This is a genomic window from Streptomyces sp. NPDC104814, assembly GCF_055583185.1.
Genome location: NZ_JBVJOL010000010.1, coordinates 290,303 through 309,830 on the forward strand (window position 1 = coordinate 290,303; position 19,528 = coordinate 309,830).

Below are 19,528 nucleotides of genomic sequence, written 5' to 3' on the forward strand. Positions count from 1 at the left end.
CACGCACGACAAGGCAGTATCACCCCGTGGCCGAACTCATCACCATCGACGACCCCGACGACCCTCGCCTCACCGACTACACCGGACTGACCGACGTCGAGCTGCGCCGCCGGCGCGAGCCGGCCGAGGGCCTGTTCATCGCCGAGGGCGAGAAGGTCATCCGGCGGGCCGGTGAGGCCGGCTACGCGATGCGCTCGATGCTGCTGTCGGCCAAGTGGATCGAGACGATGCGCGACGTCATCGACGCGTCGACGGCGCCCGTCTACACGATCGACCCGGAACTCGCCGAACGGGTCACCGGCTACCACGTCCACCGCGGCGCTCTCGCGTCCATGCAGCGCAAGCCCCTGCCGACGGCGGGCGAACTGCTGGCGGGCGCCCGCCGCGTCGCGGTCATGGAGTCCGTCAACGACCACACCAACATCGGCGCCATCTTCCGCTCGGCCGCGGCCCTCGGCATGGACGCGGTGCTGCTGTCCCCGGACTGCGCCGACCCCCTGTACCGGCGCAGCGTGAAGGTGTCGATGGGCGCGGTCTTCTCCGTGCCCTACGCCCGGCTGGAGACCTGGCCCCAGGGGCTCGACGCGGTGCGCGAGGCAGGCTTCACGCTGCTCGCCCTCACGCCCGACGACAAGGCCAGGACCCTCGACGAGTGCGCCCCGCACACCATGGACCGCGTCGCGCTCATGCTCGGCGCGGAGGGCGACGGCCTGTCCCGGCGGGCCCTGGCCGCCGCCGACGAATGGGTCCGCATCCCGATGTCCCACGGCGTGGACTCCCTCAACGTGGGCGCGGCGGCAGCGGTCGCCTTCTACGCGGTGGCGACGGGCCGCCCACAGCTCTGAAGCAGCGGCGCACCCGCCGGACCCCGACTCGGGGGTCACTCGGCTCCCACCGGCTTCGAGGGCGGGGCCGCGCTCAGGACCCCGACAGGTCTGAGGAGGGGGCGCGCTCAGGGGCCGCCTGGCTCCCAGACCGGACCGCGCCGTCCTTTTCGCCGCGCTCGCAGACCGGGACAAGCGCACCCGCACCGCGCTCGCTGTAGGTCGGCGGCCCAGTGAGACGGGGTCGCTCTCAGCCCGCCGAGCGCTGCCGCAGGGGCTCGCTCAGTCCTGCCGCAGCGTCGACTCGTACCGCTGCGACATCAGCCCGTCCTCGGGCAGGGGCGTGAAGCCGGGCAGCCCGCTCTCCCGCACCGGCTGCGTCCGTTCCTGCGTCCGGTCCTGGGTCTGGTGCGTCTGCCGTACGCGGCTGTCGTCGCCGAGTCCCCGGGCCGGGCCCTCGCAGCCCTGGACGAGGGCGATACCGAGCGCCACGAGCAGCGTCACCACCACGAACACGGTCAGCCGCTGGCGCAGCAGCCGGGGGTTGGCCGGCCGCAGCCGCGTCCCCGTGGTGCGCGGTGCCGGACGTCCGGAGGCGCTGCGCGGCGCGGGCCGGCTGCCGCTGCCCGGCCGCCGTCCGTCGCGCGAGGCCGGCGTCGACCGGCCGGTGGACCGGGAACCGGAGCCGCCCCGCGACACCGGGCCCCCGCCGCGCGCGGCCGCGCCCCCGCCCCGGGAGGGGCTGTCACCGCGCGCCGGCGCCCCGCCCCGGGCCGCGCCGGCCCGCGATCCGGCGCTGCCACGCGGCAGCGGAGTCCCGGGGTTGCTCGTGGGGCCCTGCGGCCGCCGCTGGGTGTGCTCCGGGTACAGCGTGTCGGCCAGCCGCCCCGTGGGCCGGTCGGCCTCGGCGGCGCGCGGCGCGGGCGGACGCACATCGGCGAGGCCCTGCGCCTCACGGGCCGCGATCTCCTTCAGCCGCAGCGACAGCTCCAGCGTGCTGGGCCGCTCCTCGGGGTCCTTCGCCAGGCAGGTGCGCACGAGCGGCGCGAGCGCGTCCGGTACGCCGTGCAGCTGCGGCTCCTCGTGCACCACCCGGTAGAGCATCACCTCGGAACTGCCGTGCCCGAACGGCGAGTCACCGGTGCACGCGTACGCCAGGGTCGCCCCCAGCGAGAACACGTCCGTGGCCGGAGTGACCGCCGCGCCGCGCACCTGCTCCGGCGCCAGGAAGCCCGGCGAGCCGACGGCCGTGCCGACGTGCGTCAGCGTGGAGGCGCCGGTGGCCCAGGCGATGCCGAAGTCGATGATCCGCGGGCCCTTGGGGGAGAGCAGGATGTTGGACGGCTTGAGGTCCCGGTGCACCACGCCGGCCTCGTGGACCGCGACCAGCCCCTCCGACAGGGCGGCCCCGACCGCGGCGACGTCGGCCGCGATCAGCGGTCCCTCGTCGGCGACCTTGTCGTGCAGCGACGGTCCGGGCACGTACTGCGTCGCGAACCAGGGCCGCTCCGCCTCCAGATCGGCGGCCACCAGCCGGGCCGTACATCCGCCGCGGATGCGCCGCGCCGCCGAGACCTCGCGCGCGAACCGTGACCGGAACTCCTGGTCCTCCGCAAGATCGGGGCGGATCACCTTCAGCGCGACCCGCTGCCCTTTCTTGTCGGAGCCCAGGTAGACCACGCCCATCCCGCCCGCGCCGAGCCGTCGGTGAAGCCTGAACGAGCCGACGACGCGCGGGTCCTCGCGCCTCAGGCGCATCATCGCCATGTTCATCCCCGCTGCCCGGTCCGTGTGACGTGGCACAGCTTACGTTTCCGCGGCCGGTTGCGCGCAGAGGCCGCGCCCTCTCGTCCCGATGCGTTGCCGGTCGCACGGACGGCACTTGAGGCCGGGTCAGAAGCAGTACGGACGACCTGCTTCCGAACGAGGACGGATCCCAACCGCCCACGACATCAGGGAAGTTGATCTTGAGGCGCGCGACCACCGCTCGCCGGTCTCGGCGGCGGGGGACACGCCTGGCCCGCGCGGGACGCGGACCGGCGGGGCGGGCCGCCGGGCGGCGACGACGGCCCACCCCGGAGCGGACGAAGTGATCGAAGTCACCCGGCCGGACCTCCTGAGCGGGGCGGAAAGGCCGGGACGAACCCGTCCGCAGCGCACGCCCCCTCCGGGAAGACCCCGAGACGCGGGCCCGCGTCTCCACCCAGGGGAGTACGTCCCAGGTGGCGGCTCATCCTCCGGGAGGCCCGGCAATCGATACGAAGGCATGACGTCTCCGCCGCGCCGCCCGCCTAGATTTGAGGTCAAGCGGCGGGTGCAGCACTCGTCCCCCGAGGTCACGACACTCGCCGCTGCCAACGACAACTGATCACGGTCGGGAGAGGGACCATGGCCCACACGGCACCGCGGACACTGTTCCGCACGCAGGGACGCCTCACGCGCCCCCGCCGCACGGGCCGCCGCCACCCCCTGGTGGCGACGCTGATGGCCCTTCCCCTGGCGGCCCTGCTCCTGCTCGTCTTCGACGGCTGGGACACAGTGGCCACACAGGCGTCGTCCGTGGGTGTGATGCTGGGGCGCTGAGCGGCGACCCCAGGCCCGGAAAGAGCGGTCCGGGCGGGGACATCCATCCATGAAACCCCGTGGGGACGGGGGTGCGGCGGACGGCAAAAATGCCGGCGCAGCTGGGGAGCTGCGCCGGCATTGCTCTGCCCTCACGCACCGCACCGCACGACGCCGGGACCCGCACCCCACCCCCGACCACCCGTGACGCGCGGTCACCTCAGACCCGGCCACCCGGTCACGCCCAGCCACCCGGTCACGCCCGGTCACCTGGAACCCCGGGTACCCGGTACCCCCGGTCGCCCCGAATCCCGGTCACGCGGAACCCCGGCCCCCGGACCCGTCGTACGCTCACCCCCATGCCCGATGCCCTCCTCGCCGACCTCGCCCGCCAGGTCGGACACAGGGCCCACCCCACCGGCGCGCGCTGTTCCGCCTGCGCGGTGGGCACGCTCGCCGACCGCCCCGACGCCACCGTCGTGCGCCACGCCGACACGGTCGCCAAGGCGCACGCACCGCACACCGACCCCGCCGGTCTCGCCCCCCGCCTCGCCGTCGCCGCCCGGCTGCCCGACGTGCTCCTGCCGCCGCTGACCGAGACCCCGCTCACCCTGCACGGACGCCCGGTGACGTTCTGGCCCTACGGGGCCCCGGTGGACCCCGACGACCCGGACGCCGCTCCCTGGGAGGCCGCCGGCGCCCTCCTCGCCCGCCTCCACCGGGCCCCCGTCCCGCCGGACCTGCCCGCCATGCGCGGCCCGGCCAAGGCGGCGGACGCGGTCAGCCGCCTGCGTGCCGCCCTGCGATCCGCCTCCACCGAAGCCCGTGTCCCGGCCCCCCTCGCCGAAGCCACCGCCACCCGGCCCCCCACCCTCGTCGTCGATGCCGACGCCGATGCCGATGCCGATGCCGATGCCGACGCCGCTCCCGTCCTGCGCGCCTGGGCCGCTCTGCCCGCCTGGGCCCGCGCCGAGGCGCCCATGCCCGGCCCTCTCGCCGTCTGCCACGGCGATCTGCACCTCGGTCAGCTCGTCCGGCATCCCGCGCCGGCCGGGGCCTGGCGGCTCATCGACGTCGACGATCTCGGTGTCGGCGTACCGGCGTGGGATCTGGCCCGTCCGGCCGCCTGGTACGCCTGCGGGCTGCTTCCGCCCGAGGAGTTCTCCCGCTTCCTGGACACCTACCGCGCCGCCGGCGGCCCCGCGGTCCCCGCGACCGGCGACCCCTGGCCGGCGCTGGACGTCCCGGCACGCGCCCTGACCGTCCAGACCGCGGCCCGCGCGCTCGTGAAGGCCGCCGCGGCGGGCCGCCCGCTGGACGAGGTGGAGCGGGCCGTCGTGGACGCCTGCGCCCGCATGGCCGGCGCCCCGGCGCAGACGGCGGCGCAGGTCACACCGTAGGGTGCAACCGACACGCGGCCGGACAGAGTCTGTCCTGGCGATACGCGAAGCAGGACCGAACGGCGAGGAGTTGAGCCGACGATGCAGTGTCCCAAGTGTCATGCGCCCATGCACACCTACAACCGCAACGGCGTGCAGATCGAGCAGTGCAGCGGCTGCCGGGGGATCTTCCTCGACTACGGCGAGCTGGAGGCGCTGACCCGCCTGGAGTCGCAGTGGTCCCAGCCGGTCCCGCCTCCGCCCGCCCCGCAGGCCTATCCGGCCCCGCAGGCTCCCGCCTGGGGCGCCCCGCAGCACGGCGGCCACCACGGCGGTCACTACGGCCACGGCGGGCACCACCGCCACAAGAGCTTCGGCCACATGCTCTTCTCCAGCTGAGCGCAGGGCACGAAGAAGCCCCCGGTCGCAGGACCGGGGGCTTCGGTGTGTGGACGATACTGGGATTGAACCAGTGACCTCTTCCGTGTCAGGGAAGCGCTCTCCCGCTGAGCTAATCGTCCGGGATCAGTGACCACCGGGTCACCGACAGTGCGCGATACTGGGATTGAACCAGTGACCTCTTCCGTGTCAGGGAAGCGCTCTCCCGCTGAGCTAATCGCGCGGGGGGTGTGGATCTTCGAGAAGATCCTCGGACCTCCGGGGAGATCCAGTGGACGATACTGGGATTGAACCAGTGACCTCTTCCGTGTCAGGGAAGCGCTCTCCCGCTGAGCTAATCGTCCTTGGAGGTGGAGACGGGATTTGAACCCGTGTAGACGGCTTTGCAGGCCGTTGCCTCGCCTCTCGGCCACTCCACCAGGAGTGTAGGGGATCCAGGAAGATCCCTTACGTCCTTCGAGCGGACGACGAGGCTCGAACTCGCGACCTCAACCTTGGCAAGGTTGCGCTCTACCAACTGAGCTACGTCCGCCTGTCGTTTCGGTCCGCTTGCGCGTCCCGGCGACGTGTTGAACTCTAGCGGATTCCTGGGCCAGTACAAAAACGCGTTTGCGCAGCGTGCTGCGGTGCGCCCCCGCGACGACCTGCTCAGGGCCGCTCACTCCGCCGCCCGGAGCACCGCGGGGACACGCCCGGAGCAGCACGGGCACGCGCCCGGAGCACCGCGGGGACACGCCCGGACCGCCCGGCGCACACCCGCCATAGACTCGACTGCGTGCTCGAACTGCCCCCGCTCGCCCGGTTCGGCGACCGCCTCGCCACCGGCCTGACCGACGTCACCGACGACCCCGCGGCCCTGGACTCCTCCGGCTTCTGGGCGGTCGCCGCCGACTTCGAGGGCCGGCTGACCTGCGCCCGCTTCTCGGACGTCCGTCAGGAGCCGGTGCCCGCGCCCGTGCCCGGCGCCTGGCACGGCCCGGCCGCCGGCGACTGGACGTCCTCCCTCGACCACGCCGCGTACACCGCGGGCGTGCGGCGGATCCGCGAGTACATCGCGGCCGGCGAGGTCTACCAGGCCAACCTCTGCCGCGTGCTGTCCGCGCCCGTCCCGCCGGACGCCGACGTGGACGCCCTCACGGCCGTGCTGGCCCGCGGCAACCCGGCGCCGTATGCAGGAACGATTCGGCTTCCTGCGCACGGCGTGGAGACAGCGACCGCCTCGCCGGAGCTGTTCCTGCGCCGCGACGGGCGCGTCGTCGAGTCCGGGCCGATCAAGGGCACCGGACGGACCGAGGCGGACCTGCTGGCCAAGGACTACGCCGAGAACGTGATGATCGTGGACCTGGTCCGCAACGACATCGGGCGCGTGTGCGCCACCGGCAGCGTCACCGTCCCCGACCTGTGCGTCGTCGAGAAGCACCCCGGCCTCGTCCACCTGGTCTCCACCGTGCGCGGCGAACTGCGCGAGGGGGCCGGCTGGCCCGAGCTGCTCGCCGCCGCCTTCCCGCCGGGCTCCGTCACCGGCGCCCCGAAGTCCAGTGCCCTGCGGATCATCGAGGAGCTGGAGACGGCACCCCGCGGCCCGTACTGCGGCGGCATCGGCTGGGTCGACGCCGACCGGGGCACCGGCGAGCTGGCCGTCGGCATCCGCACCTTCTGGATCGACCGCGGCGACGGCACGCTGCGCTTCGGCACCGGCGCCGGGATCACCTGGGGATCCGACCCGGAGGGGGAGTGGCGGGAGACCGAGCTGAAGGCGTCCCGGCTGCTCGCGGTAGCGTCGGGGACGTACGAGGTGAGTGGAGAAGGACCGACGGCATGACGCACCGACCCCGGACGGGCGGCGGCGGCCGGGTCCCCGGCCCGAAGTTGCGAGGTAGCGACCAGTGAAGATCTGGCTGGACGGCGCGCTGCAGGACATCGAGTCCGCCCGCGTCTCCGTCTTCGACCACGGGCTGACCGTGGGCGACGGCATCTTCGAGACGGTGAAGGCGGTGGACGGCACGCCGTTCGCCCTGACCCGCCATCTCGACCGGCTGTCCCGCTCCGCACGCGGCCTCGGCCTGCCCGACCCCGACCACGACGAGGTCCGCCGCGCCTGCGCGGCCGTCCTCGCGGCCAACCCCATGCCGCTCGGCCGGCTGCGCATCACCTACACCGGCGGCCACGGCCCCCTCGGCTCCGACCGCGGCGAGCACGGCCCCACCCTGGTCGTCGCCCTGGGCGAGACCACCCGCCGCCCGGACACCACGGCCGTCGTCACCGTCCCGTGGACCCGCAACGAGCGCGGTGCCCTCACCGGACTGAAGACGACCTCCTATGCCGAGAACGTCGTCGCCCTCGCCCGCGCCCACGAACAGGGCGCCTCCGAGGCGCTGTTCGGCAACACCGTCGGGCAGCTGTGCGAGGGCACCGGTTCGAACGTCTTCGTCGTGCTCGACGGCGAGCTCCACACCCCGCCCGTCGCCTCCGGCTGCCTCGCCGGCATCACCCGGCAGCTGGTGGTCGAGTGGACCGGCGCCAAGGAGACCGACCTCCCGCTCGACGTGCTCGAGCGCGCCGAGGAGATCTTCCTGACCTCCACCCTGCGCGATGTGCAGGCCGTGCACCGGGTCGACGGCCGCGAACTGCCCGGCGCGCCCGGCCCGGTGACCGCCAAGGCCATGCGGATCTTCCAGGAGCGCGCCGGGGACGACCTCGACCCGTAGAGCCCCGCGATATTCGGCTGACGCGGGGGCGCAGGGCGGGTAGAACACCCGTGATGACCACGACCCTGCGGCCGACCGAGCCGCTCCAGCGAAACGCCGACGGGACCCGTTCGCGCCGCTTCCAGGTGTGCGTGAACGGCCGACCCGTCGGCGCGATACACCTCGGCACCCACCCCGTCTTCGGCGACGCCGTCGCCGAGGTCCTCGACCTGCGCATCGAGGAACCCGACCGGCGGCGCGGCCGCGCGATGGTCGCGGCGCTCGCCGCCGAGGAGGTCGTACGCGGCTGGGGCTGCCGGCGTATCGAGGCGACCGTCCCGGCCGACGCCGCCGCCGCGTTCCGCCTCGCCACGACGCTCGGGTACGTGGTGCGCAACCGGAACATGGCCAAGCCGCTCGGCGACGCCCCGCCCCCGCTGCCCGAGGGCAGCGCCGGGCGGCCGATGACGGACGACGAGTTCGGTCCCTGGCTGGCCAAGGGCAAGGAGGACTACGCCCGCAGCTGGATCGCGCGCGGGGTGCCGGAGGCCGAGGCGCGGGCCAAGTCGGAGCGGGATCACGCCACCCTGCTGCCCGAGGGCCGCGCCACCCCCGGCATGCTCGTCAGCGTCCTCGAACACGAGGGGACACCGGTCGGCACGCTGTGGCTGGCGCTGCGCGAGGACGGCGCCTTCGTCTTCGACGTCGAGGCCGACGCCGCCCACCGCGGCCGCGGGCACGGGCGTTCCCTCATGCTGCTGGCCGAGGCCCAGGCCGTCATGGCGGGGCAGCGGAGGATCGGCCTCAACGTCTTCGCGGGCAACACACCCGCCGAGCGGCTCTACGAGTCCCTCGGCTACGAGACGACGCTGTACTCCGTCTACAAACAGCTGGTGTAGCCGTCCCGGAACCGCAGGTGGCGGAGCAGCCGGAGGATCCGGAGGAGCCCGTGGCGTCCGGTGCAGGGGGCCCGGGGGTCAGGGGCAAGGCCCCCGGGGGTCAGGGACAGGGGGGCGGAGGGTTAGGGGGTCAGCTTTCCTGGCCGGACGCCAGCAGGCGGTCGGCGATCTCCTCGACGCGCTCGCGCAGCCCCTCCTGGCTCTTGCTGCCGTCGAGGCGCTCACCGCCGATGACGTACGTCGGGGTGCCCGTCACTCCGATCGCCTTGCCCTCGGCCTGGTCGGCGTCCACCATCAGGATGTGCCGGCCGTCGATCAGCGCGGTGTCGAACTCCTCCGCGTCCAGACCGAGTTCGCCGGCCACCTCGACGAGGAAGGGCTCTCCCTTGCGGTCCAGCTCCTCGACCCGGCCGAGCACCGCCTCCACATACGGCCACCCCTGCCCCTGGACCAACGCCTCCTCGGCGGCCTGCGCCGCGGCGAAGGCGTGCTTGTGCTTCTCCAGCGGGAAGTGCCGCAGCCGCACCTCCAGCCGCTCGCCGTAGCGGGCGCGCAGGGCGCGCAGGTCGTCGAGGGCGGTGCGGCAGTCGGGGCACTGCAACTCGCACCACACGTCGAGGACGACGGGGGCGGCGGGGGACGCGGGAGTGGTGGCCGCGGAGGAGGACTCGCTCATGCGCCCAGTCTCCCAGTCCGGCTCGCGACACCCCAATCCGGACCGGGCAAGGAGGCAGGCCCCTCACGGTCCTGGGTCGGGGGCGGGCCCCAGGGTGAAGGGACCTGGGCGGCGGGACCCTGGGCGGCGGGACCTGAGGCGGCGGGGCCTGGGGAGGAGGGTGTCTGCTCCCACGGGTGGAGACGACCCGGAGTCCCGGGAGGGGGCGACCCGGACATCTCCCTGATGTCGGGCCTCAGGCATGGCCCGCGGGGGATCGGGCGGTGCAGGATGGAAGGGACGAACCGACCGTCCGTCTGCCCGACCGAGCCCGCTGGAGGACCGGATGATTGCCGAGACCGTCTGCTCAGCCGTCGCCGCCGCCGGCCTGGGCATCGCGGTGGTCACCGCCTACCGCAAGCGCTTCCTCGCCGCTGCCCGTATCGCGGCGTACGCCCTCGTGCCGCTCGGTCTCGTCATGACGGGGGTCGTCCAGTGGGCGGCCGACACCGCATTCAGTCCCACGGCCTGGGCAGGGGTGGTGATCCTCGGCGGAGCCTGGGCTCTCTTCATGACGACCCGCGCCGTCGAGCGCCGCCGCGGCGGTACGCGCGCCGAGCGCAAGGCTGCCCGAGCCGCCCAGCCCGACGCCGTCGCCCCGACCGCGTCCGCCGCCTCCCTCGGCCCGGGCACGCGGCCGGCGACCCGGCCCGCGACCGCACCGAAGGCGAACGCGTCCGACGATTTCTCCGACATCGAGGCCATCCTCAAGAAGCACGGCATATGAGGCACGGCCTCGCCGTCGGCTGAAGAGCCCGGGGGCGGAAACGGCACAGGAGCCCGGCGGCGAAACGACACAGGGGATCCGCGCGCGGCCCGAAGTGATCACTCAACGATCACGGTTCGCGCAGGTCATCACGATTCCGGCGATCTACCGGACATGAGGGGTGTGTTGATCGCCGAGGGCGGCCCGGCTGCGCCATCATCACCGCGAGATGCTGGACACGACGCAGCTGGACACGACACAGAGCGAGGCCGCGCCGCCGCAGGAAGAGCCGCGCGGCTGCCTCTTCGCCCTTTCCCAGCCACCGCTGATGATCTTCCTTGCGGTGATCGGGTGTCTGCTGCTCATGGCTTCGTTGCACGACCTGCTGTTGCTGTGAGCCGTACCCGTGGAGCCCGGCGTCACCCGCCGGGCGCCGCGATCCTCCCCGGCGGTCAGCCCGCCGCTTCCTTGCGGCGCGCCCGGTAGGCGGCCACATGCAGCCGGTTGCCGCAGGTGCGGCTGTCGCAGTACCGGCGCGAGCGGTTGCGGGACAGGTCGACGAACGCCCGCCGGCAGTCCGGTGCCTCACAGCGCCGCAGCCGCTCCTGCTCACCGGCCACCACGAAGAACGCCAGCGCCATGCCGCAGTCGGCCGCCAGGTGGTCGGCGACCGACGCGCCGGGGGCGAAGTAGTGCACATGCCAGTCGTAGCCGTCGTGGTCCGTCAGACGCGGGGTGGTGCCGGCGGCGGCCACCAGATCGTTGATCAGTCCGGCCGCGCTGCGGGCGTCGGGCGCGGCGAAGATACCGGCGAACCGTCCGCGGACCTTGCGCACGGCCGAGAGATCGAACTCCGACAGCACCCCCACATCGCTGATCTGGTGCTTTCGCACGAAGTCCGCGAGCGCGGCGACATCCTGCAGTCCGTCGGGCGTCGCGTCGTCCTCCGGCGCGGTGTTCACCAGATCCACCACGGCGTCGAGGGCGCACCGGGTGTCGTGGGTGATCAGCACGTTTCGCTCCCTGGCCTGGGGGTCGGGCAGGCGCCCGCCGATGCTGGCCGATGGTAATGGCTCCCGTCGGCCGCGCACCGGTCGCTACGGCCCGCGGATGCCGGTAGAACGCGACAGGGGCCGCGAGGGTTCCCGAGCGAACGCGAAGAGTCACGGCAGCGGAGCGTGAGCGAGGCGGAGCGAGGGCCCCGCACGCGCGCACGCCGACGCCGTCCGCAGCTGACTGCCCGGACGACGTCGGCGTATGCCCTATGCGGTTGTCCTGGGCCCGTGCCGTCTCCCCGAGTGGACGGCGCCGGGCGGCTTGGTGAGGGCCGCGGCCTAGCTCTCCGCCAGGATGTGGGAGAGCTCTTTGTCGAGATCGAAGTGCCGGTGCTCCGTGCCGGGGGGCACGGCGGCGTCCGTCCGCTTCAGAAACGACTCGAGGGCCCGCGCCGGGGCCTCGAGCAGGGCTTCGCCCTCCGGCGAGCTCAGGGCGATGCAGACCACGCCCTGGCCGTGACTGCGCGACGGCCAGACACGGACGTCGCCGGTGCCGGTGGGTCGATGAAGCCCCTCGGCGAGGAGGTCGCGGGCGAACACCCACTCGACGGTCTCCTCGGCTCCGGTGTGGAAGGTGGCGTGCACGGCGTAGGGGTCGGCCGTGTCGTACCGCAGGCCTGCGGGGACAGGCAGGGAGGACTCGCTCGACACAACGAGGCGCAGGTGCAGCTCGCAGCTGACCGTGGTGTTCATAAGCGCCAGGGCCTTTCGCTCAGTGTGCGCTCGGGGATTCGCACGTCGGCGAAATCGACATGCCACCTACGGTGCCGTTGTAAACCCCTCTGAGGGTTTTGCGTCTCTTTACGTAACTCTTCCGGCCGAGAGATCTTCGCGAACTACGGCCATTCCGGTGACTGGTTTCCTTCGGGTAAAGTTTCTCCGTATGAATACGGGGAGTGACGGGCCGGGCGAGGTCGCCGTGTCGGCAGACGGTGAGAAGCCTGGCGAGGCGCGGACGAACGAGGACGGGCACGGGCTCGGGTCCCGGGCGCCGGAATTCATCAAGTCCCGCCGGATGCTCCATCTGAGCTGGCAGGTGGGCGTCTTCGTGATCGGCCTGGCGGTCGTGGCGGCCGGCATCGTGATGCTGCCCCTTCCCGGGCCGGGCTGGGTCGTGATCTTCGGCGGCATGGCGATCTGGGCCACGGAGTTCGTCTGGGCGCAGCTGGTGCTCCGCTGGACGAAACGGAAGGTCACCGAGGCGGCCCAGAAGGCGCTCGACCCCAAGGTGCGGCGGCGCAACATCATCCTCACGAGCATCGGTCTCGTCATCGTGGCGGCGCTGGTCGGCTTCTACGTGTGGAAGTTCGGTTTTGTGATGCCATGGAAGATCAAGGATCAGTGACACGCACCCGGGGGCGCGGGCGGCGCGGGTCGCGTCCGCCCCGGCCCGGGGTGGTCACAGGCACCCCCTGACATGGGGTAATGTTCTTCCTGCGCCCGGGCGATTAGCTCAGTGGGAGAGCGCTTCGTTCACACCGAAGAGGTCACTGGTTCGAACCCAGTATCGCCCACCCGGAACACCGGCCCGCCTGCGACAACGCAGGCGGGCCGGTGTCGTTCCTGCGCGGGACCCTTCCGCCGTGTCGCGGCCGGCTACGGCCGGTGAGGTAGCGCCCACCGAGCGGGACAGCGTGGACTGTGCACGGCCCCAGGCCCTCCGGGACCGGGACCGATGACGTAGCCCGGACGGCGCGCTGCCCACCGGGGGAGGGCACCGCCACGCCGAGGCCGCAGAGGGCCCCGCCGTGCGACCCTCGCCATCTGCCGTGCCGGCGGCCCGCCGGCACGGCGGCCTACGACACACATCCGCCTGCCGCCCGGCTCCGGCCTCCTTCGGCTCCGGCCTGCTTCCGGCCACCGCAAGGTTCCGGGCTCCGTCCGGTCAGCGGGCGGCCGGCCTGCCGCCGAAGCGGCCGCCCCGGGCCGGCGCCCGCTGCCGCCCCGGGCGGGATCAACCAGTCCATCGCGCTGTTCGAGGAGAAGTATCCGAAGATCCAGGTGAAGACCGACTTCCAGGACTACGTCTCTTTTTGGGAGAAGTTCCAGGCGCAGGCCGCGGGCGGAAATCCCGAGGACGATTTCCAGAACTCCGTCACATTTCTTGGGAAGTACGACAAGCGTGGAGTCCTGCTGGACCTCAAGTCCCGGATACACGCCGGTAATCTGAGGATCCGTGACTTCCGAGACGGCGTCACATCCGTTGGAGAGGTGGGCGGCAAGCAACCTGTACGACCTCCACCTCCGGCAGGACGCCAAGGCCCTCTTCGCCAAGGTCGCCCTCGGCTTCGGGCAGGCCGACGCGCTCGGCTGCTGCTCGGCGACAGGATGCCGTAGCAGCCGGCTAGTTCATCCGCCCCAGGACCTCCCGCACCCGTCGCACGTCCCGCAGGCGCCGTTCGTAGGTCGCGCCGACGGCGAGCAGCAGGGCTCCGGCCAGTGCCGGGGGTACCCAGCGGGGGAGGGCGTCGGCGAACTGCACCAGATAGGGGGCCAGCTCGTGCAGCCCGTCCAGCACGAGCACCGCGCCGCCGAGCAGCAGCGGCGCCCGCAGCCGGTGCCGGGCGCCCAGCAGGGTGACGAGCAGCGCCGCCGCGCCCAGCAGCCACGGCCGCATGGCGTGCGCATCGGTCCAGGCGGCCGCGAGACTCGGCACGAGCGTGACCGCGAGTCCGGGCCCGTACGCCACCCAGGACGAGGCCCGTGGATCCCGGCGCCGGCGCAGGACGCCCAGCGCGAGGGCCGGGACGGACACCGGCAGTGTGTACGCCTCCGGTGCGGTGACGTCCCAGGCCGCGAGACGTAGCCAGGCGGCCAGGGCGAACAGGGCGGTGGCCGCGTAGGCGGCGCGGCGGCGGTCGGGGCGCAGCGCCGTCCCGGCGGCGATCACCGCGCACAGCGACAGCACCAGCGCGAGCATCGCCGGTTCGCCGACCGCGAGCGCGAGCGCGAGGAGACCGGCGGCCGCGCCCGTCGCCTCGACCGCCACGGTCGTCGGCACGTCGGCGATCCGGGCCGCGAGAAGCGCCGCCACGGCCGGAACCACGAGCACGAGCAGCGCCGTGTGCGCGGAAGCCCAGTGCGCCGCCGCCCCCACCGCACAGGCCAGGGCGGCGCCGTACGCGAGAGCGGCCGGGGCGGTGACGAGCGCCGGGCCCGGCCTGAGGGAGACCGCCGCGAAGAGCACCGTCAGGGCGGTGAGAACCCCGAGGGTCGCGGACCGCTCGGGCAGCGCGAGAAACGTGAGCGAGACCGAGGTGATGAGGGCGAGCACCAACGTGGGCAGCGCCTCGGCCCGCCCGGTCGTCCGGCTCCGCGCCGCCCCCACGAGCAGAGCGGCCGTCGCCAGCCCCTCCATCAGCAGCGCCACCGGATACGGCGCGTCCAGCGCCACCGGTACGACCAGGAGAGCGCCCCAGCCGAGGGCGAGCGCACCCGTCAGCGCCCGGGGCCGCCAGGCGAGGTCGCGGACCGCGAGCGCGGCGACGACGGCGACGGCGGCCAGGACCAGCGGAGCCGCCTGCAACTGCGGCAGCCACGGCTCACCGGCCGTCACGGCCTCCCGGGCACCACGCGGCGCCCCCGACCAGACACCGGTCACCGAGGTGGCCGGCCCCAGCAGTGTCAGCGCCACCAGGGGCAGCGCCCACAGCACCGCCAGGCCCTGCACGACGGTGGAGGCGACGGCGAGACCCCGCCGCACCGGCCCCGGCAGCCGGCCGGCCCGTGCCGCCGCCAACAGTGCGACACCGAAGGCCAGATGCACGGGAACCGTCCAGGTGACCGGCAGAGCCGGGCGGGCGATGCCGCCGAGGGCGGTCACCGAGAGCAGACCGGCCGCCACGGACAGGGCGACGGCGTGCCCCCCGGCCCGTTCGTGCCGCGCCGTCGCCAGCGCGATGCCGGCCGCGAACAGCAGCAGCGCCGCCGCACGCATCCCGGCGCCCGGACCGCCGGCCGTCCACGACAGCCCGGCCGCGCCCAGCGCGCCGCACACCCCCGTGCCGTACGCGCCGACCACGGCGGTGATCCGCACCGGACCGGCCGCGGCGCGCAGTACCACCACCGTGTCGCACGCGGCCGTCACCAGCAGCGCGGCGACGATCCCGGAGCGCCCCGCGCCCGCCGCCACCGCCCCCAGCAGCAGCGGCAACTGGGCCGCGGCCAGCGCCGCCGGGCGCGGCAGCCGCAGTACCGCCGGGCGCGGCAGCAGCCCGTACCCCGTCCACACGGCAGCCAGTACCGCCGAGGCGACCGCCGAGTACGCCGTGCCGTCCACTCCGGTCAGGGCGGCCTCGTGCAGCGCGTACGCGTCGAGGACCGTCAGCGCCAGCGCGAGCCCCGCCACCGCCTCGGCCGTCGAACGCAGGCCGCGCCCGAGCAGCGGCAGCGGTGCGGCCAGCGCGGCCACCGTGACCGCGCCCAGCACCAGCGACCGGCCGGTGATCCCCAAGTGTCCCCAGCTGACCAGCGTGAACGCGATCGCCGCGATGGTCAGCAGCAGGCCGCCGAGGAGCAGCAGCACGTTCTGCACCCGCGGCGCGGTGGCCTCGGGGCGGGGCGGCTGGGACGGCTGCGGCGGCGCCGGGAACGGCACCGGGGCCGGGAGGTGGGCGACCAGCCAGGCGCGACGGGCGAGCAACTGCGCCCGTCGGGCGTCCAGTTGCCACAGCTCGGCGTCGATGAGCCGCAGCTCCTCGGCCGGTGGCGGAACGTGTGTCATGGTTCGGAGTGTGGGCCGTGTCACGGCGTACGGCATGAGCGCGCGTACTCAAGAACGTACTCAGGCCGGGCCGGGCAGACTCGGCGCATGGACTGGACGCACTACCGCTTCGTCAGCCTTTGGCCCCTGCCCGCCCCGCCGGCCACCGTCTACCCCGTGCTGGAACGGGTCGAGGACTACCCGCGCTGGTGGCCCCAGGTGCGGTCGGTGACCCGGCTGGACGACACCACGGGGCTGATCACGATCCGGTCCCTTCTGCCGTACGCCCTGTCCTTGACCGCGCGCGAGGTGCGCCGCGACCCGGCGGCCGGCGTCCTGGAGAGCGCGCTGTCCGGCGACGTCGCCGGGTGGGCGCGCTGGACCGTCACCGCCGGCGGGCCCGGCAGCCTCGCCCGCTACGAGCAGGTCGTCGATGTGACCAAGCCGCTGCTGAGGCGGCTGGCCGTGCCCGGACGGCCGCTCTTCCGCGCCAACCACCGGCTGATGATGCGCGCCGGACGGCGCGGACTCGTCACGTATCTCGAAGCGGTTTGAAGGAAGCCCGCCGGTCCCTGTATTGTTCAGTGCGTTCCCGGGCGATTAGCTCAGTGGGAGAGCGCTTCGTTCACACCGAAGAGGTCACTGGTTCGAACCCAGTATCGCCCACCACCGGGAAGGCCGGTCCGCAGCAGCGGACCGGCCTTACGCGTTCCGGCTAGGCCGCCGCCGGCAGCTCCGGGCGCATCGGCCACGCCGGGTCCACTTCCTCCTCCGAGCCGCTGCGCGCGAACCACGCCTGCAGGCCGCGGGCCTGTGCCGCGTGCCAGGTCGCCTGCAGGGTGTGCAGCTCGGCGGGGGTCAGCCGCTCCAGCCGCGCGGCGAACCGGCGGCCCAGGGCCCGTACGACCTCCAGCGCCGCCAGTGCGTCCGCCGCCGCGTCGTGCGCCTCGTCCAGCGTGACGCCGTAGTGCGCGCACAGGTCGGTCAGGGTGCGGCGGCCCTTGCGGTAGCGGTCGAGGTGTTTGTCCAGCACCCGCGGGTCCAGCACCAGCAGCGGGGCCCGCTCGAACCACCGGTCCAGGCTCGAGGCCCGGTGCCGGCGCAGTTCCCGGTCCAGCAGCGTCAGGTCGAACGGCGCGTTCATCACCACCAGCGGGCGGCGGGCCAGCGCCTGATCGGCCAGCTGCTCGGCTATCTCGTACATCACCGGCGCCGGCCAGCGGCCGTTGCGCTGCAGATGATCCTCCGTCAGCCCGTGCACCGCCGTCGCCTCCTCGGGCACCGGCACACCCGGGTTGACCAGCCAGCGGCTCACCCGCGGCCGGTAGCCCGGACCGTCCTGCACGACGAGGGAGGCCGACACGATCCGGTCGGTCTCGACGTCCACGCCCGTGGTCTCCGTGTCGAAGGCGGCCAGGGGCCCCTCGTACCAGCACGCCATACCCAACAACCCCTCGTTCACCATCGGCAGTTGACGCACCGTCTTCTGCCCGCTTCGGTGATACCCGGGCTGTTTGCGCCGTACGCCGCAAGGAGACAACAGGAGTACGGGTCTTTGCAGTTCAGCGGCCCGCAGCGGGGTATCACTTTGCGTGGAAGGCTGTTCGCCATGGCGATAGCGCAGCCCGAGCGGGGCGGGCTGCTGCCCGATCGCGCGGGCCCTCTTCGCGGCTCACTGGCCACCACCGCCTGCATGGAGACACTGCAGGTGGGCTATCTGCACGCGGTCGCGGCGGCCGCGGGCTGTTCGCTGTCCCAGCCGTTCCCGGACAACGGCATCGACTGGCACGTCAGTCACGGCTCGCCCGGGCACACCGTGGACGACGAGGTCACCATCAAGGTGCAGTTGAAGGCCACGTACCAGGTCGCGCCCCATCCGCCGGGCCGCTCCTTCTCCTTCACGCTCGACAACGACCACCTGCGCAAGCTCGCCCGCACCCCGGTCTCCGTGCACAAGATCCTCGTCGTCATGATCGTCCCGCGCTCGCGGGACCAGTGGCTGCGCGCCGGCCACGACCGGCTCGACCTGCGGCACTGCTGCTACTGGGTCAACCTCGCCGGGCACCCGATCACCGGCCGGAACCGCACCACCGTGCGCATCCCGACCTCGCGCATCTTCGACGACCGGGCGCTGTGCGAGATAATGACGCGGGTCGGGACGGGAGGCAGACCATGACCCACCGCCCACTGCCGGACGCCCCGCGGGCTCACCCCGAGACCTTCCCGGCGCGAGCGCCCGCCCCCGCAGACGTCGACCCGGCCGTCCTTGCCGCCCTGCTGCACCGGCACGGCTGGCAGCGCCGCGGTGGCGCCCCCGGCCGTTACGGCCGCTGGACACCGCCCGGGCCGGGCGGGGCCGGCACCAGCCTGCTCGTGCCGGTCAGCCGTGCCTTCCCCGACAGCGACGACCTGCTCGCCGAGGCGCTCGACGCGCTCGCCCGCAGCGGTACGCCGTCCGCGCGCGAGGTGCTCGTCTCGCTCGCCGTGCCGAGCGACGAGATCCGCTGGTGGCGGGACGCGCCGCCCGGCGGGCCGGCCGGCAGCGCCGCCTGGAGCGCCGACGAGCGGCTGCGCGGCGCCGCCCGGCGGATGCTGCTCGCCGCGGCGCTGGCCACCCGGGCGCGGGCCGGCTACCACGGGGCCCGGCACCGCCGGCCGGCCGCGGCGCTGCTGGACCAAGTGCTGGTCGGGGCGGGCGGCGACGGCGGTCTGACCGCGTTCGTGCCGGTCGCCGCCGCGCGCCCGCTGGCCGTGCGGCTGCAGCAGGCGCTGTACGCGGCGCGGGAGGCCGTCGACTACCAGCGCGCCACTGGGAGCATGGACGCGTTCGACGGAGCGGTGCGGGCGGGGGTCAGCAGGGAGCTCACCCAGGCGTTGATCGCGCTCGTTCAGGGCACGGAGGGGGCGCGGGTCGCGGTGCTGTGGGCGCCGGCGGCCGGAGTGCCGGACGGCTGCGCCGCGGACGGGGAGCCGGTGGAGTTCTCGCCGGGAGACCTGAGCGTGCTGCGGGAGGCCGGGGCGCGCTATCTGCGCGGCGAACCCGCGGTACCGGTGGTTCTGACGGGGACCGTGGTGCGGATGCGCCGGGCCGCCCCGGGCGGCGAGGGAACGATACGGCTGCGTGTCCTGGCCGGCGCGGACGTGCCGCACGTACGGCTGACCCTGGACGAGGAGGACTACCGCATCGCCGGGCACGCGCACCTGGTCGGGCTGCCGGTGCGGGTCCATGGACGGCTGGAGAGCCGGGACGGCTTCCGCCGGCTCACGGGGGTGTCCGGGGTGGCGCCGGTCGAGGTGGACGAGACGGAACGGGACCGGCTGATCAAATCGCTCCAGGAGAACCTGGACTTCTTCGAGGAGGCCTGCGGAGGGGACTGAGGGGTGCGGGGGAGCGGGGTGGAGCCGTGGGGGAGCGGGGTGGAGCCGTCGTTCTCCGTGTGCGGATTTCGTCGTGGCTGCTCGCGCAGTTCCCCGCGGCCCTGAGGGTGCGGCGGTCCGCCCCGCTGCTCAGGGCCCACTGTCGTGCGCATGGCAACCAGGAACCGTTTCGCCTCCGGACGTGTTCGGTCGGTACGATCCTTACTCGTGCGTGCGCTCCGG

The 19,528-nt window shown here is 73.6% G+C and carries 19 protein-coding genes, 7 tRNA genes and 1 pseudogene; 16 read left to right on the forward strand and 11 right to left on the reverse strand.

The genetic code is table 11. From position 1 onward, the window contains the following. Positions 1-26: 26 nt before the first annotated feature. On the forward strand, positions 27-845 hold the full coding sequence (locus ACZ64A_RS29700; RefSeq protein ID WP_469814697.1) for a TrmH family RNA methyltransferase: 819 nt from the start codon (positions 27-29) through the stop codon (positions 843-845). A 261-nt stretch (positions 846-1,106) separates the two neighbouring features. Here ACZ64A_RS29700 and ACZ64A_RS29705 read toward each other — a convergent pair whose 3' ends face one another. Then, complete coding sequence (locus ACZ64A_RS29705) at positions 1,107-2,597, reverse strand: serine/threonine-protein kinase (protein ID WP_469814823.1); 1,491 nt, start codon at positions 2,595-2,597, stop codon at positions 1,107-1,109. A gap of 615 nt (positions 2,598-3,212) precedes the next feature. Between ACZ64A_RS29705 and ACZ64A_RS29710 the strand changes: the two genes are divergently transcribed. The 3 genes from ACZ64A_RS29710 (at position 3,213) to ACZ64A_RS29720 (ending at position 5,164) form a co-directional block, all read left to right on the forward strand. Beyond that, positions 3,213-3,407, forward strand: coding sequence for a hypothetical protein (locus tag ACZ64A_RS29710; RefSeq protein WP_469814699.1), 195 nt, complete (start codon positions 3,213-3,215; stop codon positions 3,405-3,407). A gap of 338 nt (positions 3,408-3,745) precedes the next feature. Continuing rightward, positions 3,746-4,786: a phosphotransferase gene (locus ACZ64A_RS29715; RefSeq protein ID WP_469814701.1), complete on the forward strand. Its 1,041-nt coding sequence runs from the start codon at positions 3,746-3,748 to the stop codon at positions 4,784-4,786. Between the two features lie 81 nt (positions 4,787-4,867). Beyond that, a complete protein-coding gene (locus ACZ64A_RS29720) occupies positions 4,868-5,164 on the forward strand; it encodes a TFIIB-type zinc ribbon-containing protein (protein ID WP_469814703.1) in 297 nt (98 codons plus the stop codon). Between the two features lie 50 nt (positions 5,165-5,214). Here ACZ64A_RS29720 and ACZ64A_RS29725 read toward each other — a convergent pair. The 5 genes from ACZ64A_RS29725 to ACZ64A_RS29745 form a co-directional block, all read right to left on the reverse strand. Then, positions 5,215-5,286, reverse strand: a tRNA-Val gene (locus ACZ64A_RS29725). Between the two features lie 29 nt (positions 5,287-5,315). Continuing rightward, positions 5,316-5,387: transfer RNA gene (locus tag ACZ64A_RS29730), tRNA-Val, on the reverse strand. Between the two features lie 49 nt (positions 5,388-5,436). Beyond that, a tRNA-Val gene (locus ACZ64A_RS29735) sits at positions 5,437-5,508 on the reverse strand. A 1-nt stretch (position 5,509) separates the two neighbouring features. Continuing rightward, positions 5,510-5,583: transfer RNA gene (locus ACZ64A_RS29740), tRNA-Cys, on the reverse strand. Positions 5,584-5,623: 40 nt separating this feature from the next. Next, a tRNA-Gly gene (locus ACZ64A_RS29745) sits at positions 5,624-5,696 on the reverse strand. Between the two features lie 243 nt (positions 5,697-5,939). Between ACZ64A_RS29745 and ACZ64A_RS29750 the strand changes: the two genes are divergently transcribed. The 3 genes from ACZ64A_RS29750 to ACZ64A_RS29760 all read left to right on the forward strand — a co-directional run bounded on the left by ACZ64A_RS29750 (position 5,940) and on the right by ACZ64A_RS29760 (position 8,750). Next, a complete protein-coding gene (locus ACZ64A_RS29750; RefSeq protein WP_469814704.1) occupies positions 5,940-6,986 on the forward strand; it encodes a chorismate-binding protein in 1,047 nt (348 codons plus the stop codon). 64 nt (positions 6,987-7,050) lie between these two features. After that, positions 7,051-7,872 carry an aminotransferase class IV gene (locus tag ACZ64A_RS29755; RefSeq protein ID WP_469814706.1) on the forward strand — a complete coding sequence of 274 codons (822 nt, stop codon included), beginning with the start codon at positions 7,051-7,053 and terminating at the stop codon, positions 7,870-7,872. A 53-nt stretch (positions 7,873-7,925) separates the two neighbouring features. After that, complete coding sequence (locus tag ACZ64A_RS29760) at positions 7,926-8,750, forward strand: GNAT family N-acetyltransferase (RefSeq protein ID WP_469814708.1); 825 nt, start codon at positions 7,926-7,928, stop codon at positions 8,748-8,750. A gap of 130 nt (positions 8,751-8,880) precedes the next feature. Here ACZ64A_RS29760 and ACZ64A_RS29765 read toward each other — a convergent pair whose 3' ends face one another. After that, on the reverse strand, positions 8,881-9,426 hold the full coding sequence (locus tag ACZ64A_RS29765) for a DsbA family protein (RefSeq protein WP_469814710.1): 546 nt from the start codon (positions 9,424-9,426) through the stop codon (positions 8,881-8,883). Between the two features lie 325 nt (positions 9,427-9,751). On the opposite strand from ACZ64A_RS29765, the gene ACZ64A_RS29770 reads away from it, so the two are divergent. Together ACZ64A_RS29770 and ACZ64A_RS29775 are read left to right on the forward strand one after the other, a co-directional pair. Then, positions 9,752-10,192 carry a hypothetical protein gene (locus tag ACZ64A_RS29770; RefSeq protein ID WP_469814712.1) on the forward strand — a complete coding sequence of 147 codons (441 nt, stop codon included), beginning with the start codon at positions 9,752-9,754 and terminating at the stop codon, positions 10,190-10,192. Between the two features lie 208 nt (positions 10,193-10,400). Further along, positions 10,401-10,568 (forward strand): hypothetical protein, encoded by a 168-nt coding sequence (locus tag ACZ64A_RS29775; protein WP_361625181.1) that lies wholly within the window; start codon positions 10,401-10,403, stop codon positions 10,566-10,568. 55 nt (positions 10,569-10,623) lie between these two features. On the opposite strand, the gene ACZ64A_RS29780 is transcribed toward ACZ64A_RS29775, so the two are convergent. Both ACZ64A_RS29780 and ACZ64A_RS29785 read right to left on the reverse strand, forming a co-directional pair. Next, complete coding sequence (locus ACZ64A_RS29780) at positions 10,624-11,184, reverse strand: CGNR zinc finger domain-containing protein (RefSeq protein WP_469814714.1); 561 nt, start codon at positions 11,182-11,184, stop codon at positions 10,624-10,626. A 321-nt stretch (positions 11,185-11,505) separates the two neighbouring features. Beyond that, positions 11,506-11,919: an SsgA family sporulation/cell division regulator gene (locus ACZ64A_RS29785; RefSeq protein ID WP_030011909.1), complete on the reverse strand. Its 414-nt coding sequence runs from the start codon at positions 11,917-11,919 to the stop codon at positions 11,506-11,508. A 190-nt stretch (positions 11,920-12,109) separates the two neighbouring features. On the opposite strand from ACZ64A_RS29785, the gene ACZ64A_RS29790 reads away from it, so the two are divergent. From ACZ64A_RS29790 to ACZ64A_RS29800, 3 genes and pseudogenes are all read left to right on the forward strand, one after another. Then, positions 12,110-12,571 (forward strand): TIGR02611 family protein, encoded by a 462-nt coding sequence (locus ACZ64A_RS29790; protein WP_469814716.1) that lies wholly within the window; start codon positions 12,110-12,112, stop codon positions 12,569-12,571. A 97-nt stretch (positions 12,572-12,668) separates the two neighbouring features. Beyond that, a tRNA-Val gene (locus tag ACZ64A_RS29795) sits at positions 12,669-12,740 on the forward strand. A 439-nt stretch (positions 12,741-13,179) separates the two neighbouring features. Next, positions 13,180-13,452, forward strand: a pseudogene (locus tag ACZ64A_RS29800) (extracellular solute-binding protein); the annotation flags it as partial. Between the two features lie 118 nt (positions 13,453-13,570). Here ACZ64A_RS29800 and ACZ64A_RS29805 read toward each other — a convergent pair. Next, a complete protein-coding gene (locus tag ACZ64A_RS29805; RefSeq protein ID WP_469814717.1) occupies positions 13,571-15,949 on the reverse strand; it encodes an SCO7613 C-terminal domain-containing membrane protein in 2,379 nt (792 codons plus the stop codon). An 87-nt stretch (positions 15,950-16,036) separates the two neighbouring features. Between ACZ64A_RS29805 and ACZ64A_RS29810 the strand changes: the two genes are divergently transcribed. Both ACZ64A_RS29810 and ACZ64A_RS29815 read left to right on the forward strand, forming a co-directional pair. After that, positions 16,037-16,483: an SRPBCC family protein gene (locus ACZ64A_RS29810; protein WP_469814719.1), complete on the forward strand. Its 447-nt coding sequence runs from the start codon at positions 16,037-16,039 to the stop codon at positions 16,481-16,483. Positions 16,484-16,522: 39 nt separating this feature from the next. Next, positions 16,523-16,597, forward strand: a tRNA-Val gene (locus ACZ64A_RS29815). A 46-nt stretch (positions 16,598-16,643) separates the two neighbouring features. On the opposite strand, the gene ACZ64A_RS29820 is transcribed toward ACZ64A_RS29815, so the two are convergent. Further along, entirely contained in the window at positions 16,644-17,369 is a 726-nt protein-coding gene (locus tag ACZ64A_RS29820) for an exonuclease domain-containing protein (protein ID WP_469814720.1), read from the reverse strand. A gap of 168 nt (positions 17,370-17,537) precedes the next feature. Between ACZ64A_RS29820 and ACZ64A_RS29825 the strand changes: the two genes are divergently transcribed. Further along, positions 17,538-18,104 (forward strand): DUF4365 domain-containing protein, encoded by a 567-nt coding sequence (locus ACZ64A_RS29825; RefSeq protein ID WP_469814722.1) that lies wholly within the window; start codon positions 17,538-17,540, stop codon positions 18,102-18,104. Then, positions 18,101-19,306 (forward strand): hypothetical protein, encoded by a 1,206-nt coding sequence (locus ACZ64A_RS29830; RefSeq protein ID WP_469814724.1) that lies wholly within the window; start codon positions 18,101-18,103, stop codon positions 19,304-19,306. Before ACZ64A_RS29825 ends, ACZ64A_RS29830 begins: the two co-directional genes overlap by 4 nt. Positions 19,307-19,528 lie beyond the last annotated feature (222 nt).

Excerpts from the sequence above, each read along its gene's own strand:
- ACZ64A_RS29830 (WP_469814724.1), top strand. The coding sequence starts at position 18,101 with ATGACCCACCGCCCACTGCCGGACGCCCCGCGGGCTCACCCCGAGACC.
- ACZ64A_RS29710 (WP_469814699.1), top strand. The coding sequence starts at position 3,213 with ATGGCCCACACGGCACCGCGGACACTGTTCCGCACGCAGGGACGCCTC.
- ACZ64A_RS29810 (WP_469814719.1), top strand. The coding sequence starts at position 16,037 with ATGGACTGGACGCACTACCGCTTCGTCAGCCTTTGGCCCCTGCCCGCC.
- ACZ64A_RS29805 (WP_469814717.1), bottom strand. The coding sequence starts at position 15,949 with ATGACACACGTTCCGCCACCGGCCGAGGAGCTGCGGCTCATCGACGCC.
- ACZ64A_RS29770 (WP_469814712.1), top strand. The coding sequence starts at position 9,752 with ATGATTGCCGAGACCGTCTGCTCAGCCGTCGCCGCCGCCGGCCTGGGC.
- ACZ64A_RS29785 (WP_030011909.1), bottom strand. The coding sequence starts at position 11,919 with ATGAACACCACGGTCAGCTGCGAGCTGCACCTGCGCCTCGTTGTGTCG.
- ACZ64A_RS29775 (WP_361625181.1), top strand. The coding sequence starts at position 10,401 with ATGCTGGACACGACGCAGCTGGACACGACACAGAGCGAGGCCGCGCCG.
- ACZ64A_RS29760 (WP_469814708.1), top strand. The coding sequence starts at position 7,926 with ATGACCACGACCCTGCGGCCGACCGAGCCGCTCCAGCGAAACGCCGAC.
- ACZ64A_RS29765 (WP_469814710.1), bottom strand. The coding sequence starts at position 9,426 with ATGAGCGAGTCCTCCTCCGCGGCCACCACTCCCGCGTCCCCCGCCGCC.
- ACZ64A_RS29720 (WP_469814703.1), top strand. The coding sequence starts at position 4,868 with ATGCAGTGTCCCAAGTGTCATGCGCCCATGCACACCTACAACCGCAAC.
- ACZ64A_RS29790 (WP_469814716.1), top strand. The coding sequence starts at position 12,110 with ATGAATACGGGGAGTGACGGGCCGGGCGAGGTCGCCGTGTCGGCAGAC.
- ACZ64A_RS29705 (WP_469814823.1), bottom strand. The coding sequence starts at position 2,597 with ATGAACATGGCGATGATGCGCCTGAGGCGCGAGGACCCGCGCGTCGTC.
- ACZ64A_RS29820 (WP_469814720.1), bottom strand. The coding sequence starts at position 17,369 with ATGGCGTGCTGGTACGAGGGGCCCCTGGCCGCCTTCGACACGGAGACC.
- ACZ64A_RS29825 (WP_469814722.1), top strand. The coding sequence starts at position 17,538 with ATGGCGATAGCGCAGCCCGAGCGGGGCGGGCTGCTGCCCGATCGCGCG.
- ACZ64A_RS29715 (WP_469814701.1), top strand. The coding sequence starts at position 3,746 with ATGCCCGATGCCCTCCTCGCCGACCTCGCCCGCCAGGTCGGACACAGG.